This window comes from Pseudorhodobacter turbinis (assembly GCF_005234135.1).
GTDB lineage: Bacteria > Pseudomonadota > Alphaproteobacteria > Rhodobacterales > Rhodobacteraceae > Pseudorhodobacter > Pseudorhodobacter turbinis.
In genome coordinates this window covers 2,287,813-2,304,079 of the sequence record NZ_CP039964.1, presented here as the reverse complement: position 1 = coordinate 2,304,079, position 16,267 = coordinate 2,287,813, and the positions used below count along the sequence as shown (strand labels likewise).

The 16,267-nt window shown below is 60.3% G+C and carries 14 protein-coding genes; 6 read left to right on the top strand and 8 right to left on the bottom strand.

Going from position 1 to position 16,267, the window contains the following annotated elements; all coding sequences use genetic code 11:
- Positions 1 to 42 precede the first annotated feature (42 nt).
- The 5 genes from EOK75_RS11015 to ilvD all read right to left on the bottom strand — a co-directional run bounded on the left by EOK75_RS11015 (position 43) and on the right by ilvD (position 5,739).
- Positions 43 to 2,058: an NADPH-dependent 2,4-dienoyl-CoA reductase gene (locus EOK75_RS11015; RefSeq protein WP_137193996.1), complete on the bottom strand. Its 2,016-nt coding sequence runs from the start codon at positions 2,056 to 2,058 to the stop codon at positions 43 to 45.
- Positions 2,059 to 2,178: 120 nt separating this feature from the next.
- Positions 2,179 to 2,562, bottom strand: coding sequence for a hypothetical protein (locus EOK75_RS11010; RefSeq protein WP_137193995.1), 384 nt, complete (start codon positions 2,560 to 2,562; stop codon positions 2,179 to 2,181).
- Positions 2,562 to 3,341: a DUF6478 family protein gene (locus tag EOK75_RS11005; protein WP_137193994.1), complete on the bottom strand. Its 780-nt coding sequence runs from the start codon at positions 3,339 to 3,341 to the stop codon at positions 2,562 to 2,564. The genes EOK75_RS11010 and EOK75_RS11005 overlap by 1 nt, the downstream gene beginning before the upstream one ends.
- Before the next feature lie 99 nt (positions 3,342 to 3,440).
- Complete coding sequence (locus EOK75_RS11000; protein ID WP_137193993.1) at positions 3,441 to 4,025, bottom strand: hypothetical protein; 585 nt, start codon at positions 4,023 to 4,025, stop codon at positions 3,441 to 3,443.
- The gene (ilvD, locus tag EOK75_RS10995; protein WP_137193992.1) at positions 4,006 to 5,739 is read right to left on the bottom strand and encodes a dihydroxy-acid dehydratase; all 1,734 of its coding nucleotides are present in this window, start codon (positions 5,737 to 5,739) and stop codon (positions 4,006 to 4,008) included. Before ilvD ends, EOK75_RS11000 begins: the two co-directional genes overlap by 20 nt.
- 121 nt (positions 5,740 to 5,860) lie before the next feature.
- Between ilvD and EOK75_RS10990 the strand changes: the two genes are divergently transcribed.
- The 3 genes from EOK75_RS10990 (at position 5,861) to mbfA (ending at position 8,471) form a co-directional block, all read left to right on the top strand.
- Entirely contained in the window at positions 5,861 to 6,529 is a 669-nt protein-coding gene (locus EOK75_RS10990; protein WP_137193991.1) for a hypothetical protein, read from the top strand.
- A 3-nt stretch (positions 6,530 to 6,532) separates the two neighbouring features.
- Positions 6,533 to 7,417, top strand: coding sequence for a peptidoglycan DD-metalloendopeptidase family protein (locus EOK75_RS10985; RefSeq protein ID WP_137193990.1), 885 nt, complete (start codon positions 6,533 to 6,535; stop codon positions 7,415 to 7,417).
- 76 nt (positions 7,418 to 7,493) lie between these two features.
- On the top strand, positions 7,494 to 8,471 hold the full coding sequence (gene mbfA / locus EOK75_RS10980; RefSeq protein WP_137193989.1) for an iron exporter MbfA: 978 nt from the start codon (positions 7,494 to 7,496) through the stop codon (positions 8,469 to 8,471).
- On the opposite strand, the gene EOK75_RS10975 is transcribed toward mbfA, so the two are convergent.
- Positions 8,468 to 9,295, bottom strand: a complete 828-nt coding sequence (locus EOK75_RS10975; RefSeq protein WP_137193988.1) for an LOG family protein — start codon at positions 9,293 to 9,295, stop codon at positions 8,468 to 8,470. The two genes, mbfA and EOK75_RS10975, sit on opposite strands and share 4 nt — an antisense overlap.
- An 85-nt stretch (positions 9,296 to 9,380) precedes the next feature.
- Here EOK75_RS10975 and dapD point away from each other — a divergent pair, with 85 nt between their 5' ends.
- From dapD to EOK75_RS10960, 3 genes are all read left to right on the top strand, one after another.
- Positions 9,381 to 10,205: a 2,3,4,5-tetrahydropyridine-2,6-dicarboxylate N-succinyltransferase gene (gene dapD / locus EOK75_RS10970; protein WP_137193987.1), complete on the top strand. Its 825-nt coding sequence runs from the start codon at positions 9,381 to 9,383 to the stop codon at positions 10,203 to 10,205.
- A 102-nt stretch (positions 10,206 to 10,307) separates the two neighbouring features.
- Positions 10,308 to 11,057 carry a YoaK family protein gene (locus EOK75_RS10965; RefSeq protein WP_137193986.1) on the top strand — a complete coding sequence of 250 codons (750 nt, stop codon included), beginning with the start codon at positions 10,308 to 10,310 and terminating at the stop codon, positions 11,055 to 11,057.
- A 45-nt stretch (positions 11,058 to 11,102) separates the two neighbouring features.
- Positions 11,103 to 11,864 (top strand): hypothetical protein, encoded by a 762-nt coding sequence (locus EOK75_RS10960; protein ID WP_137193985.1) that lies wholly within the window; start codon positions 11,103 to 11,105, stop codon positions 11,862 to 11,864.
- Between the two features lie 7 nt (positions 11,865 to 11,871).
- Here EOK75_RS10960 and EOK75_RS10955 read toward each other — a convergent pair whose 3' ends face one another.
- Together EOK75_RS10955 and EOK75_RS10950 are read right to left on the bottom strand one after the other, a co-directional pair.
- Positions 11,872 to 13,461, bottom strand: a complete 1,590-nt coding sequence (locus EOK75_RS10955; protein ID WP_137193984.1) for a GMC family oxidoreductase — start codon at positions 13,459 to 13,461, stop codon at positions 11,872 to 11,874.
- A 61-nt stretch (positions 13,462 to 13,522) separates the two neighbouring features.
- A complete protein-coding gene (locus tag EOK75_RS10950) occupies positions 13,523 to 16,228 on the bottom strand; it encodes a DUF2339 domain-containing protein (RefSeq protein ID WP_137193983.1) in 2,706 nt (901 codons plus the stop codon).
- Between the last annotated feature and the right edge of the window lie 39 nt (positions 16,229 to 16,267).

Genomic DNA, 16,267 nt, shown 5'->3' with positions numbered 1-16,267 from the left:
CGCTTTCCCCGGCCCGGGCTTTGCCAAAGGGGGCAAAGCCCGCTACATCGCGGCCCCCAGTCTTGCGCCTTGGTCAATGGCCCGCTTTGCGTCAAGCTCTGCCGCGACCTCCGCACCACCGATAACATGGCAGGCAATTCCAGCCGCCTCCAGCGCATCGGCCAGCCTACGGTTCGGGACTTGGCCCGCACAGATCACGACCGTATCAACGGCCAAAAGTTCTTCTCCCTCGGCGGTACTAATGTGCAAGCCCTCGGGGCCAATCGCGTCATAGGTCACGCCGCCACGCATCTCGACACCCTTCATCTGTAAGGTGGCACGATGGATCCAGCCGGTGGTCTTGCCCAAACGTCGGCCCAGCTTTCCTGCTTTGCGCTGCAACAGCACCACCTGCCGCGCGGGAGGTTCGGGCTGCGGGCCAGTCGCTGCCAGCCCCCCCGGCACATCTGCCGGATCGCCAACGCCCCACTCACGCCGCCAAAGGGCAAGATCTTCGGTCGGGCTTTCGCCTTGATGCACAAGGAACTCCGACACGTCAAAGCCGATGCCCCCTGCGCCAACAACCGCAACCCGTTTGCCCACCGGCGCCCCCGCCAGAACGGCGCCGTAGTCCAGAACATTGGCGCCGTCCTGCCCGACGATGCCCGGATCGCGCGGCGCAACACCGGTGGCCACGACCACCTCATCAAAGCCCGCCAGATCCTGCACGGCGGCCCGCTGGTTCAAATGTACGTCCACACCGGCGCGCTCCAACATCACCGCAAACCAATCGACAAGCCCGCGAAACTCCTCCTTGCCCGGGATAACTTTGGCAAGGTTCAAAAGCCCGCCAACCCTATCCTGCGCCTCAAAAAGGGTCACCTGATGCCCCCGCCCTGCTGCCACGATCGCACACATCATACCCGCAGCCCCCGCACCCACCACGGCCACCCGTTTCGGGCTGCTGGTCGGCGTATAGCGCAATTCGGTTTCCGCACAGGCGCGCGGATTGACAAGACATGAGGTCAGCTTGCCGCTGAACGTATGGTCCAGACAGGCTTGATTACAGGCAATACAGGGCGCGATTTCCGCCGCCCGCCCTGCCGCCGCCTTGGCCACAAAATCAGGATCGGCCAAAAAGGGCCGCGCCATAGAGACCATATCAGCCTGCCCGTCCGCCAAAATCCCCTCGGCCACATCCGGCGTGTTAATCCGGTTAGAGGTAATGACCGGAATGGACACCTCAGGCCGCAAACGTGCCGTCAGCCACGCAAAAACGGCCCGCGGCACAGAAGTGGCGATGGTCGGCACCCGTGCCTCATGCCAGCCAATGCCGGTGTTAAGCATGGTCGCCCCAGCCGCCTCAACCGCCTTGGCCAAGGTCACGACCTCCTCCCACGTCGATCCATCGGGAACCAGATCGATCAGGCTGATGCGGTAGATCAGGATGAACTTTGGCCCCACGGCCGCACGCACCCGCCGCACCACCTCGACCGGAAGACGCATACGGTTGGCGTAATCGCCGCCCCAACGATCGGTGCGTTTGTTCACATGACGCGCCAGAAACTGGTTCAGGAAATACCCCTCTGAACCCATCACCTCCACCCCGTCATAGCCCGCCTCTTGCGCGCGGGTGGCGGCGGTGACGATATCGGCGATCTGCGCCTCAATCCCGGCCTCATCCAATGCTTTGGGCGCAAAGGGCGAAATCGGCGATTTGACCGCACTGGCCGAGACACAATCCTTGGAATAGGCATAGCGACCCGCGTGCAAAATTTGCATCGCAATCCGCCCGCCTGCGGCATGAACGGCATCGGCAACACGGCGGTGGTTGGCAATATCTTGCGCTGAATAAAGCCCCGCAGCCCCCGGAAACACGCCCCCCTCAGGGTTCGGCGCCATCCCGCCCGTAACAATCAAGGACACCCCACCCCGCGCCCGCGTGGCATAAAACTCGGCAACCCGCGCCCAGTCGCCGGTCTCTTCCAGACCCGTATGCATCGAGCCCATCAGTACCCGATTGGGTAGGGTGACAAATCCAAGATCAAGCGGTTTCAGTAGATGTGGGTAATGCGTCATGCCAAACCTCTCTGCGTTTTGGCTAACATGGCGCGGCGCGGCCGGTCTGTCACCCCCAACGCGGCGTCACCAATGGCGCACCCGTTTTGAAATGCAAACCTTGGGGTAAATCACCTTTGATCAGACTGTCGCACTCAGGCAATGCTGCCGGAAGGTCCGTTTGAGCATATCCAGCTCCGCGCGCAAAAGATCCACCTCGGCGCGGATATCATCTTCCAGTGCGTCGCCGCTGACGAGGGCGAAATGCCCCAGCTTTTCATCCGATGCCGCATCGAAAATCAGGAATGTCTGCACGCCGTCGCATAGGGTTTCGACCGGGATCGGAACCTGTAAGGCCCAGTTGCCACCCTCCATCGCGGTCAGGGTGGCACCTGCGATCGGTTCCCCCAGATGCCAGACGTGGATCTCGGGCGCATCGCCCGCCCCGATCAACACACCTTCCCAGACACCTGCCCGCATCCGCGTCTTGATCAGCTTGGCTGCCTTGCTCTCTTGCCGCTGCATCACAATTCCGCCCTTGGCCGACGAGAGAACGTCACATCGCGCAGCGTGATCTGGTTCATTTCCGCGCGGTCAAAGATCAGATCCACCCAGATCCGGTCGATCTGCTTCTCCGCGAGCTTGGTATAGGCGAGGTCAAATTCCACGAAGACATTCGCCCCCCCCTCCTCCAAAGGCAGTTGACGCACGATCTGTTCCACGTTCGGCCCCTGCTTGACGTTCAAACGCGCATAGATTTCAAGCGGTTTTTCCGCCTCAACCGTCGCGTTGAGCCCGATCAGATGGGTCAGGCGCAAACCCTCCACCGCCGCATCGGGCAACTCCAACACCAGCGACAAAAAAGAGCCTTCAAACCGGAAAACATCCATCCGCAGACCGAAAGGTGCAAGGTGCGCCTCGTCCGAGTTGCGGAGCTGGCGGACAGTCAGTTCATTGTGCGGGCAATCGTGGAATACCTTCACCCCGTCACAGATCGAGGTTTGGTTCTTGACGCTGGACAAGCCCGAAAATGCGATCGGGCCGTACCACGGCTCCGGCCGCCATGCCCAATCCGACCCGATCGGCTTGGGTGCAGCATCGGACCCGATCAACGGCAAGGCCAGCCGGTGTTCGGCTTGATGTATCACCCGGTCCAGATTGCGACGCAAACTCAACGCCTGCCCGCGATAGCGTCGCAAGCTTTCCAAATCGAGCCCCTCGGCCATATCAGCCAATCTGGCCCAACGCCGCAACATGCGGCGGTACATCACTTTGTCAATCCACCGGTCTCGCTGCTTCATCATAGTTTGCGCCGTCACTCTCTCTTCAGGCACCGCTGCAAGATGCCTCATTAGAAACTATGACTGTCGTCTCACATAATCGTTAAAAATGTTTATCCAGCGTCACAGCCCGTTGGCGCGGCGCACAGCCGCTGCAAAGCGATCAATCTGGCGGCGGCCTTCGCTGTTGCTTATCGTCTTGTCTTGCCGGGGGCGAACCGAAAGAGTGATCAGCCGCTCGCCAACCGCCATCAACGTCCGCCAGGATTCGTTTTCCTTATCCTCGGCGCTTCGTGTCAGCCCCAAGGTCACACCGCCACGGATGTCGCGCACATCATGCACGATGATATCATCATTATTGCCCGCACCGCGCAGGGCGGCCTTGCCATCCAAGGTCTTGAAAAACGGGGCGAGGGACGCTTTGGTCAGGACCACCCCTTTGGCGCTGCCATTCGGCCCCACCGTCGCCGCAAGGATCGGACCTTCGGAGCCGTCACATGGCGCGAAGGCGACAAACTCAGCACCGTCAAATTTCTGGCGCGTACGGGTCAACGGACAAAAGCCGACGGGGCCCGCCAGCTTTATCCCGGAAATGGCCACGTCTTTGCGCGCGACCTGACCCGACTGCAGTGCCTTCGTGGTACCGGGTGCAACGCAGCCCGATACCAAAAACGCACATATGCAGACCTTACTGATCCATATAGACATGCCGCTCTTTCTGCGCGCCGGGATGGGTCACAGCGCCAAGCCGCGCACCACCCACAAGACGCGCATATTTCCAAAGCGCGCCGCTGTCATACTCGGTTTGGCGCGGGCCCTTCCAATTGGCCTTGCGGGTCGCAAGTTCTGCGTCCGTCAGGTCCACCGACAGCTCGCCTGTAACGGCGTTCAGGGTGATCATGTCGCCGTTTTGCAGCAAGGCAATCGGGCCGCCATGGGCTGCCTCTGGCCCGACGTGACCCACACAGAAACCGCGGGTCGCACCCGAAAAACGCCCGTCCGTGATCAGCGCCACTTTCTTACCCATGCCTTGGCCCGAAAGCGCGGCAGTGGTCGAAAGCATCTCGCGCATGCCGGGGCCGCCTGCGGGGCCCTCGTTGCGGATGACGATCACTTCGCCTTCTTCATAGCCGCGTGCCTTTACCGCCTCGAACGCATCTTCTTCGCATTCAAACACACGGGCCGGCCCTTTGAAGACCTGCTGTTCCGCGCTCATTCCGGCAACTTTCACAATCGCACCTTCGGGGGCAAGGTTGCCCTTCAGGCCGACAACGCCGCCGGTTTTGGTGATCGGGTTGGAGATCGCATGGATAACACGGCCATCGGCCTCGCCCTGAATCCGGTCAAGCTCTTCGCCCATGGAACGGCCAGAAGCGGTGATGCAATCCTCATGCATCAGGCCTGCCTTGCGCAGCTCTTTCATCACAACCGGAATACCGCCTGCCTCATAAAGATCCTTGGCGACATATTGCCCGCCGGGCTTGAGGTCGACAAAATAAGGCGTGTCGCGGAAAATCTCGCATACATCCGAAAGATCGAAGTCGATCCCCGCCTCATGCGCGATGGCAGGCAAATGCAGCCCTGCGTTGGTCGAGCCACCGGTACAGGCCACAACCCGCGCGGCGTTTTCCAGCGACTTGCGCGTAACGATATCACGGGCGCGGATGTTTTTCTCGATCAGGTTCATCACGGCAACGCCCGAGGCCTCACCGTATTGATCGCGGCTTTCGTAAGGCGCCGGCGCACCGGAAGAATTCATCAGCGCAAGGCCGATCGCTTCGGACACGCAAGCCATGGTGTTGGCTGTAAACTGGCCCCCACAAGCACCGGCCGAAGGGCAGGCGATACGTTCCAAAATCTCAAGCTCGGCATCTGTCATATTGCCGGCCTGATGCTGGCCCACGGCCTCGAACACATCCTGCACAGTCACATCTTTACCGTTCAGACGGCCCGGAAGGATCGACCCGCCATAGATAAACACCGACGGCGTGTTCAACCGCACCATCGCCATCATCATCCCCGGCAGCGATTTGTCGCAGCCCGCAAGCCCCACAATCGCGTCATAGCAATGGCCGCGCATTGTCAGCTCTACCGTGTCGGCAATCGCCTCACGCGAGGCCAGCGAGGAGCGCATGCCCTCATGGCCCATCGCAATGCCGTCGGTCACGGTGATGGTGGTGAATTCGCGCGGGGTGCCGCCGCCCTTTTTCACGCCGCCCTTCACCGCTTGCGCCTGCCGGTTCAGCGAGATGTTACAAGGTGCCGCCTCGTTCCAGCAGGTCGCAACGCCAACCCACGGCTGGTGAATCTCTTCCTCGGAAATTCCCATGGAATAGAAGTACGAGCGGTGCGGCGCGCGCGACGGGCCTTCGGTAACGTGGCGGGATGGCAGTTTGGATTTGTCGAAACGGGTATTGTTCATGGCTGGTCCTTCCGGGAAGTCGCTTTGGTCAAAGGGATAAAGCGGTGATGCGAAAGGGGCAAGATGCGATTGCACCCAGATCGCACGGCGCATAGTGTTTTAGACAAGGAAAGGGGTCATAATGCGCAAGATTACGTCGTTTTCCTTATTGGAGCGTCTGGGCCGCACGCGGCTGTCACGGCATTTCTATGCCCGCGATTTTCTGTATTCCGAGATCGGGAATTTCCACGCCATTCCCAACTTGCCCGCGGATGTGGACCTGTTTATCGCCGCAGGCACCGCCTTTTGCACCCAGCTTCTGGACCCGTTGGTGGAAACCTTTGGCCCGCTCGCGGTCCGATCGGCCTACCGCAGCCCGGCCGTCAACGGCTTTGGCAATGCGCACAACCTGAAATGCGCGCGCAATGAGGCGAGTTACGCGGGCCATATCTGGGACCGACGCGACACGGCGGGGCGCATGGGGGCCTGCGTGTCCGTGGTGGTGCCGTGGTTTGCCGATCAATACAACCGGGGCCGCGACTGGCGCGATCTTGCGTGGTGGGTGCATGACCACCTGCCCTATCATGAGATGTGGTTTTTCCCCATCAACGCCGGTTTCAACCTGACATGGCGCGAGGCCCCCGCGCGGATCATTTCCTCTTACGTCGCGCCCAAGGGGAAACTGCTTGCAGCCCGCACCGATCCGGTCGAAGATTTGACCACACGCCAAGCCCGCTATGCCGATTTTCCGCCCTTTAGGGGCGTTCGCTATCCCCCCATCCCCGCCCGCTGGGCCGAGCCTAAGGACTAGACCATGCCCGATTATCTCGCCCTTGCCGCCCGACTGATCGACCAGCCCGACCTTTACGCCGCCCTACACCTTGCCGCATCAGGTGGCCCGCTGGAGCTGGCAGACCTGCTGGACCATTGCACACCTCAGATCACGGCCCGCCTGACATCGGTCGATCAAGCCCTGCTGCGGGCGGTGTTGCGGGCGGGCGCGGGCCAAGAGGCCGTCGAGGGTGCAAGCGCGATCATCAGCCATCTGAACGCCGCCGATGTTGCCCCCGTTTTCCTGCCTGAAATCAACACAGGCCCCAGCATCCCCCTGCCCACGGGCGGGCAGCGTGCCGATATGCCCGCCTTTTCCGACCCCGCTTTTGATATCTGGTTTGCCGCCCAAGGCGTGCCCTACGGCATCGGGCTTTATGGTGAAAACCGTACCGTTTATGCCGCCGAGCAATTCGCCGATAGCGCCAGCCATGAGCGCCGCACCGTCCACCTCGGCATCGATGTCTTTGCGCCTGCTGGCGTGGCGGTGCATGCGCCCCTTGCGGGCACCGTGCGGCACCTGACCTATAACGCCGATCCGCTGGATTACGGCCATACCCTGATAGTGGAGCATGATGGGCCAGTACCGTTTTTCACGCTTTATGGCCATCTGGGCGACAGCCTGCCGGGGCTGCTTGCCGTCGGGGACAAGGTAACAGCAGGACAAGTGATTGCCCATCTTGGCGATTGGCATGAGAATGGCGGCTGGGCACCGCATCTGCATTTCCAGATCATGACATCAATGTTGGAGCAGAATGAGGGTAACTTCTTTGGTGTCGGTCACGCGGGGCTGTGGAACGTCTGGTCGCAGATCTGCCCCGATCCGAACCTTATCCTGCGGCTCAACCCGGCACGGTTTGCGGTTTAGGCGACTGCGAAACCTTGGGGGATTGCCTTTTTATCTAGCGCACATTAATTAGAACCATTCTAAATTGGAGAGAGCTATGATCCCGGGATTTTCCAGCCGCCGCCGCTTTTCCGACCTGAACGAGCAGGAAATTCTGGCACTGGCGATTTCATCCGAAGAAGATGATGCCCGCATCTACCGCAGCTATGCCGAAATTTTGCGCAAGGACTACGCCGCCTCTGCCGCCGTGTTTGATGGCATGGCCGAGGAAGAGGACGGCCACCGCCAGCGCCTGATTGACCTGCATGTCGTGCGTTTTGGCAAGGTGATCCCGCTGATCCGGCGCGAACATGTGGCCGGATTTTACGCCCGCCGTCCGGTGTGGTTGACCGAAAACCTCGGGCTAGAGAAAATCCGCGGCGAAGCCGCCGCGATGGAACATGACGCCCAAGCTTTCTACACACAGGCCGCCAGCCGCACCACGGATGCCGCCACGCGCAAGCTCTTGGGCGATCTGGCCGCAGCCGAGGCCCAGCATGAAGATCTGGCACATGCCTTGGAAGATGAACACCTCGGCGCCGATGCCCGCAGCGAGGAAGACCGCAACGCCCATCGCCAGTTTGTGCTGACTTGGGTGCAGCCGGGGCTGGCGGGGTTGATGGATGGGTCTGTTTCCACCCTCGCGCCGATTTTCGCGGTGGCCTTTGCCACACATGATAACCACACCACCTTGCTGGTCGGTTTGGCTGCGGCCATCGGGGCGGGTATCTCGATGGGCTTTACCGAGGCCGCCTCGGATGACGGACAGCTTTCGGGGCGCGGGTCGCCAGTGAAACGCGGGATATCAGCCGGGGTGATGACCACTCTGGGCGGGCTTGGCCACGCCCTGCCCTATCTGATCTCTGACTTTTGGACAGCGACGACAATCGCGATTGCCTTGGTCTTTGTCGAACTATGGGCGATTGTCTGGATCCAGAACCGCTATATGGAAACCCCATTTCTGCGCGCCGCATTTCAAGTGGTGCTAGGCGGCGCGCTGGTTTTGGGGGCGGGCATGTTGATCGGGGCCGGTTAGGCGCAGGGGGATGTATCCCATGCGTCGATTGCGGCAACCGCTTCTTCAGCCGTTTCAACGAATTTGAAAAGCTGGAGGTCTTCGGGGGAAATCGTCCCCGCCTCGGCCAGTGCGTCCCAGTTGATGATCCGTTCCCAAAATTCCTTGCCAAACAGCAAGAAGGGGATGCGGTTCATCCGGCCGGTCTGGATCAAGGTCAGACTTTCGAACATCTCATCCAAAGTGCCAAAGCCGCCGGGAAAGATGCAGATCGCAGCGGCACGCATCAGGAAATGCATCTTGCGAATGGCGAAATAATGGAAGTTGAAACATAGGTCCGGCGTGACATATTCATTCGGCGCCTGCTCATGCGGCAGCACGATATTCAAGCCGATGCTTTGCCCGCCCGCCTCTGCGGCACCACGGTTGCCGGCCTCCATCACACCCGGCCCGCCACCGGTTACGATCACATTCTGGCGACCATAGCTTGTCATAGACCGCTCGGTCATCAGGCGTGCAAAGGTCTGTGCCTCGGCGTAATATTTCGTCAGCTCGGCCAGCGTTTCGGTGCGGGCGGTGTCTTTCTTGGCAGGTTCAGGGATGCGGGCACCGCCAAACAGCACAATCGTGGATTCGATCCCACGCTCATCCATCACCAGCTGTGGCTTGAGCAGTTCAAGCTGCAAACGCACCGGGCGCAATTCCTCACGGCACATGAATTCATGATCGGTAAAGGCAAGGCGGTAGGCCGGCGCGCGGGTTTGCGGCGTATCGGGAATGTCGCGAACCGCCTTCACATCTTGCTGGCTATCGCGAAAAGGGTGCTTGCGGCTGTCGTCTTTCATCAATGGTCCTTGCTCTGCAATTGCGTGACTTTGCATCAACGTCTATAGCTTCGGGCAAAGCCTGACCACCGTAAAGGAATATGACATGAGCAATGCAGCCCTAGAGACCGCCATTGAAGCCGCATGGGAGGCCCGCGACGGCATCACCCCGGCCACCAAAGGCGAAACCCGCGACGCGATCGAGGCAACCCTGAACGCCCTCGATTCCGGTACGCTGCGGGTGGCCGAAAAGCGGGGCTCGGACTGGCATGTGAACCAATGGGCGAAAAAGGCGGTGCTGCTGTCGTTCCGGCTGACGGATATGTACGAGATTTCCGGCGCCAACGGCGGCACCAACTGGTGGGACAAGGTACCGTCCAAGGTTCAGGGCTGGACCGAGGCCGACTGGCGCAGCGCCGGTTTCCGCTCGGTTCCCGGTGCCATCGTGCGGCGCTCGGCCTATATCGCCAAGGGCGTGGTCTTGATGCCCTCTTTCGTCAACATCGGCGCCTATGTCGATGAGGGCACCATGGTCGACGCATGGGCCACGGTCGGTTCATGCGCGCAGATCGGCAAGAATGTGCATCTGTCGGGCGGCGTCGGCATCGGCGGCGTGCTGGAGCCGATGCAGGCCGGCCCGACAATCATCGAGGATAACTGCTTTATCGGCGCGCGCTCCGAGGTGGTTGAGGGCTGCATCATCCGCGAAGGTTCGGTTCTGGGGATGGGTGTCTTTATCGGCCAGTCGACCAAGATCGTTGACCGTGAAACCGGCGCCGTGACCTATGGCGAGGTGCCTGCGGGATCGGTCGTGGTTGCGGGATCGATGCCGTCGAAGAACGGGGTCAACCTTTACTGTGCCGTGATCGTGAAGAAAGTGGATGCGCAGACACGCTCCAAAACCTCGATCAACGAGTTGCTGCGCGACTAGGCGCCTTTGCCCCGAGGGCCAAACGCCTTCGGGGCAAACCGGATTTTCCCGATCCGACACAGCAGGGGCGATTAAGCCCCAACCATAAACGGGGGCATAGGGATGCAACAGCGGCGGCGGGCGGCGAAAAGACTGGCCCTTTTCAACACGCTTTTGGGTATCCGGCGGTCCCGCGACGGTGACTTCCTGCTAGGGTTGGTGCTGGCCACGATTGCGGGGGCGGCCAACGCCGGGGGCTTCTTTGCCTTGGGGCAATATACCTCTCATATGACGGGCTATGTCTCTACGCTGGCCGATAATATCGCGGTGCTGAACGGCAAGGTTATTCTGGTCAGCCTTTGCGCCATCGCGGCCTTTATCCTGGGGTCGGCCACAAGCACCGGAATGATCCACTGGGCCAAGCTAAGACGGCAGCGGCAGAAGTTCGCCCTGCCGATGGCGCTTCAGGGATGCTTGCTATTCGGCTTTTCATGGGCGGGATACCTGACCAGCACAGCAGGGCTGACATTCGCCCTGGCTGTCTTGTGCTTTGCCATGGGAATGCAGAACGCGACAATCACCAAAATCTCGGACGCGCGGATCCGTACGACCCATGTCACCGGCCTTGTCACCGACATCGGGATAGAGCTGGGCCGCGCAAGCTTTGGCATGCTGTCACCACAAACCGGCGTGTCCGCCGACAGGGGCAAGCTCAAAACCCTGCTCGGGCTGGTTCTGGCATTTCTGGTGGGCGGGGTGATCGGGGCGGTTGGTTATAATAACGTCGGGTTTTTCTTTTCGATGCCGCTGGCCTTGGTCCTGCTGGGGCTATCGGTGCCGCTTTTGGTGCGACACCGCCGCGACGCGCACTGATCACCCGTTTCCACTTCAGGAACACCATCATAGTCAGGACACCAGATGCTCAGAAACTTCTCAAACGGTGTTTTCGCAATGGGCATATTTGCAGGCGTTGTTTTCTGCATTCTCCTGAACCCGATCGTCAACTTCTTTGGGTGGGAGCTTTCAATCTGGTCCAATGAAACGCTGCAAGGCGTTCTGGTCGGTGGCGGAATAACCCTACTTGCCGCCTACTGGCCCTTTCACCTGCAATCCAAGACCAAAGCAAAACGGGTCGCCACCGCCGTTCAAATCAAACTTTTTCAGAATTTCAATAGCGCTGCTAGTATTAAATGGAGCATTAAAAATGCCAAATCCCGTGTTGAAAACAAAGGCGCCTCAGACCTCCACTACCTTGGAGGCCTGATCCCGCCCGCGATCAATCGCCGCTCGCATCATGCCTCAGCAGAGGAATTGGCGCTTGTGATGGAGTTGCTCCGCCCCGATCAAAAAGAAGGCTTCATGGAAATCTGGATGCGGTATGATAATCTGGAAAAACTCTTTGACGAGTTTCTATTCGCGCGCCAGTCGGCCGTGGATGAAGCCGGTCTACCGCAAAGCTTGCTTTTTCTTGCAGGCACGCATTCAATCGACGTTGCGGACCTTACCCTCCTAAACAGCAAGTTAGATGTGCTTGCACCTTTCGTCGGTGGCTGTCTCTCGCAATGCGAAGACGTCTTGGATCGCACAGCCAAGCTGTTGCATACCTTGCAAACTCAACTCACCGAAAAGGCGGGCATCAAGACCGACTTTGTATCGATTGAAACCAAACCCAACAGCTGACCGCGCCCTAACCTGCCTTAATCATCGCCGCCGCTTTTTCGGCAATCATCACCGTCGGGCTGGATGTATTGCCCGATACGATGGTCGGCATGATTGAGGCATCAACCACCCGCAAGCCCGCAAGCCCGTGCACCCGAAGCTGCGCATCGACAACGGCCATCGGATCATCACCCATCTTGCAGGTACCCACCGGGTGAAAGATCGTGGTCGCGATATCGCCGATGGATTTCAACAGTGCCTCACGCTCTGTCACCTGCGCGCCGGGAAGATGCTCTTCTGGTGCGAAAGGGGCAAAGGCGGGCTGGGCCATGATCTTGCGTGTCACCGCGATGGCATTCAGCGCGGTTTGCTGATCATCCGGCGTTGAAAGATAGTTCGGCGCGATGCAGGGGGCATCCGCGGCCGATTTGCTGCGCAAAGTGACCGTGCCGCGGCTGCTAGGGCGCAGGTTACACACGCTCGCGGTGATTGCGGGGAATTTGTGCAGATCCGAACCAAAACTGTCAAGGGACAGCGGCTGGACGTGGTATTCCAGATCGGGCGAGGCCTTGTCGGGGCTGGAATAGGCGAAAGCGCCCAACTGGCTTGGGGCCATCGACATCGGGCCGGAACGCGACCACGCATATTCCGCCGCAATCTTGGCCTTGCCCCACAGGTTGCCCGCAATCTGGTTCAGGGTTTTGGTGTTGGACACCTTGTACACGGTGCGAATTTGCAAATGGTCTTGCAAGTTTTGCCCGACGCCCGGCAGATCATGCAGCGGCGTGATGTCATGTTCGGCCAAATGCAGCGCAGGCCCGATCCCCGAAAGCATCAAGATATGGGGGGAGCCGATGGCCCCCGCCGAAAGGATCACCTCTTTGCCGCTAAACGCCTCACGCGGGGTGCCGTTTTCGCGATAGGACACGCCGGTGACTTGACGGCCTTCCAGCAATAATTTTTCCACCACCGCATGGGTTTGCACCGTCAGATTGGGGCGTTTCAACGCAGGCCGCAAAAACGCCTTGGCAGAGCTGACACGCCACCCCCCGCGTTGGTTCACCTGAAAATAGCCGCAACCGAAATTGTCGCCCTTGTTGAAGTCGTCGGTTTTGGGGATGCCCGCCTGATCGGCCGCCTCCTGGAAAGCATCAAGGATATCCCAACGCAGCCGCTGCCCCTCAACGCGCCACTCCCCGCCTTCGGAGTGTTCATCCCCCTCAGCCACCGCGTTATCCTCGGACTTCAGGAAGTAGGGCAGAACATCATCCCAGCTCCATCCGGTATTGCCCATCTGCCGCCAGCCGTCATAATCCGCCGCCTGTCCGCGCATGTAAATCATGCCGTTGATCGCCGTGCAGCCGCCCAAAACCCGCCCGCGCGGATAGTTGAGCGCGCGGTTGTTCAGGCCCGGCTCCACCTCGGTTTTAAAACACCAATCGGCGCGCGGATTGCCCATGCAATAAAGGTAACCCACGGGAATATGCATCCAAGGGTGGGTATCACGCCCCCCCGCCTCTAACAGCAACACCGATGTGTCTGGATCCTCTGACAAGCGGTTCGCCAACACGCAGCCCGCAGCCCCTGCACCGATGATGATATAGTCGAAGCGTTGCATATCAGCCCCTTTTTGTCGCTTTCGGTTATGTTTAAACCGAAAAAGCAGGCAATTGAAGCGCTTAACTTTCGCTTGGAGGTTTGCGATCCCACTGTGCCGTCATTTTCCGGTTCAGCCATGTCAGCGCGACCAGCGACAGACCCAGCCCCATAAAGGAAAACACCCGGATCAAGCCAGAAAGCCCCGACATATCCACCAAGAACACCTTGGCCACCGTCAGGGCAACCCCCGCCATCGCAACCTTGCGCAACGGCACCGATCGTTTGGCAAAGGCGAACATCAAAAGCGCCACCGCCGCGATCAGCATGGCAAGCGTGTAGCTATAAAGCTCTGCATCCGTAAAGCCCGGCACCGTCAGGTCGCGCCCGCGCCACAGGCGGCGGATCTCCATCCCCGTGTAGGCGGCCACACACAGGCTGGCGGCAAGGGTGAACGCAATGCGCAGACGGCGGCCAAAATGGGTGATTTTCCACGCCGCCACCGCAAAAACGGCCGCCAGCGGCAGGAATGCGAGTGCAAGGCTGTCAAACAGCGGCGGGCCTGCGATAATTTCATCATAAGCCCGCAACGGGTTGGAGAAGGTCAGCAGCACCGCAAGCGTGCCAAGTGCCGCAAGCCCGTAAGCCCCCGCAACCAGCGCACGCAAAAGCGTCATAAACCGGTTGCCGCCCCGCATCCGGTAGAGCTGGTTCAACGTAAGAGCGACCCAGATCGTCGACATCAGCCCCATCACCCAATGGCTATCGCTCGCCTCTCTCGGGGCGGCGCGTAGCAGGGTGATCGCAAGAAACACGCCAAGGATTGTCCAGCACGCACTTTCCAACACCAGCGCGGTTTTAAGGCGCCGACCGCGCGAGATCCACCACGCAACGCCCAAAAGCGCAAGCGGGCCAAGAAAGGAAAAAGCGACCTCAAGATAGGCGGTAGAATAGGCCTGCTCCGCGTAATCCCAATGCGCGGCCCAATCCAGCCCCGGCCAGATCACCAGCCGGAAGGTGATGATAGCCACCGCAATCTGGACAAACAGCGACAAGGGCGGCAGGGCATGGCGACGGTCCAGCAAGACAGTGCCAAGCACCGTAACCGCCAGCGCCACGGTCAGCGCCGATTTGGTCAGCACAAGGAAAAACGCCAAGGTAATCAACGTCAGCGCCGCCACAGAAAGCAACCCCGTGCGCAGCGGTGCGCCCTCATCCCCTAGGGCCGTGCGTGCGGCAAACAGCACCATAAGGGCCGCCATCGCAATTGCGGCCAGCGCCCAAGGGTATTGCCCCAAAAGCGAGGCGGGCGTCCAAAGAAACTCCAGCATCAACACCGTTGCGGGGGCAAATACCGCCGCAGCGAAGGCCCAGAAACTTGCCGCAGCGGGGCGCGCCCCCACGGCCCATTGCATCCGCGCAAACATCAGGCAACTTCCCGCAGCACCTATCGCCGCCAGCACCCAAACGGTTGCAGGGGGGCCGGATGTGGGGCCACCATCCACCGGCAGGACCGTCGCATGAAAGCCGCGAAACAGCGCGCCGTAATAGATGCCCTCCAGCGCGATCACAGCCAAGAAAGCCATGCCGGGGATAAGCGCGTGATCGTAAAGGGCCGGGGCCTCTCGGGTCCAGATGGTGGTGGCAACCAACAACAGCGCCAACGCAAGGATCGCCAGCCAAACTGTATCGGCAGAGCCTGCATCTGCTTGCACCCAAAGCGCCGCAAAACCCGCCGCAAGCGTTGCGCCAAACGTCAGCCTTGTGGGAAACGCGGGTAAGATCTTGCCACGGCTGCGCAGCATTTCCAGCATGGACGCCCCCGATTGGCGCGGGGTTATCCCACGCTCCGGTATCGCAAAGGCGGCAAAGGTCGTGATCAAAACGCCCGCCAAAAAGTGCAGATCGGCACCCCGCGCGGCATAGAGCACCGCCATACCGCCCAGCGTTACCGCCAGCCCCAAGATCGACACCCAAGCCCAGCGCTTGATCGTATCAATCCCCAGCGCCACAATCGCAACCATGGCCAAATAGTAATGCACCATCCAAGAGCTATCAGAGCTGCTGCCCGTCATAAAGGGGGCAAGCGTTGCCCCAAAAATGCCAACTGCCGCCAGAACCGGCCCGTAAAACCAGCCCAAAACGAGGGCCACAACCGATACCCCTGCCAACCCCAGCAGGGTCGTGACCGGCTCTATCAAACCGTACAGCGCGCGGGCGGAAAACACCCCGACATAAAGCACGATGATCCCCGCGCCTGACAGGGTTGAGGGCAAGAACCGTGTGGCGCCGGTGGCATCACCGTCCGCATCCTCATCGCCGGCCCTGCGGCGAATAAACTCGCCCCCCGCGATCAGGGCCGCGCCAAAGCCCAGCGCGCCCATAACCCGCCAAAACGGCGTCAAAAGCCCGTTCTCGACGCCGTATTGCACCATAAACAAGCCAGCCAGCGCCAGTGACGCTGCGGCAATCGCCAGCACCCAGTTTTCGCGCAGCCAAACGGCAAGGCCATCAAACAGGCCAGGATCGAAAACATGGGGCGCGGGCTGCACCTCTTCGGATGGTGTGGGGTCTGGCCGCGCAACCTCGGCCTGCACGGGCATCTCGACGGCTGGTTGGGGCAGGCCCTCGGGCGCGGGGCGATTGGCCTGCAATTGCTCGACCAAACGTTCCAGCTTTTTGAACCGCGCCTTCAAACCCAGATGGGAAATGAAAAGATAGGGCACAAGCACAACGCTTAGCAGCACCCCGATTGCAGCAAGGGTTATCAGTAGCTCAAACTCGCCCATCGCGCGGCCTTACCTCATTCATTCTTATCGGTCTTATCG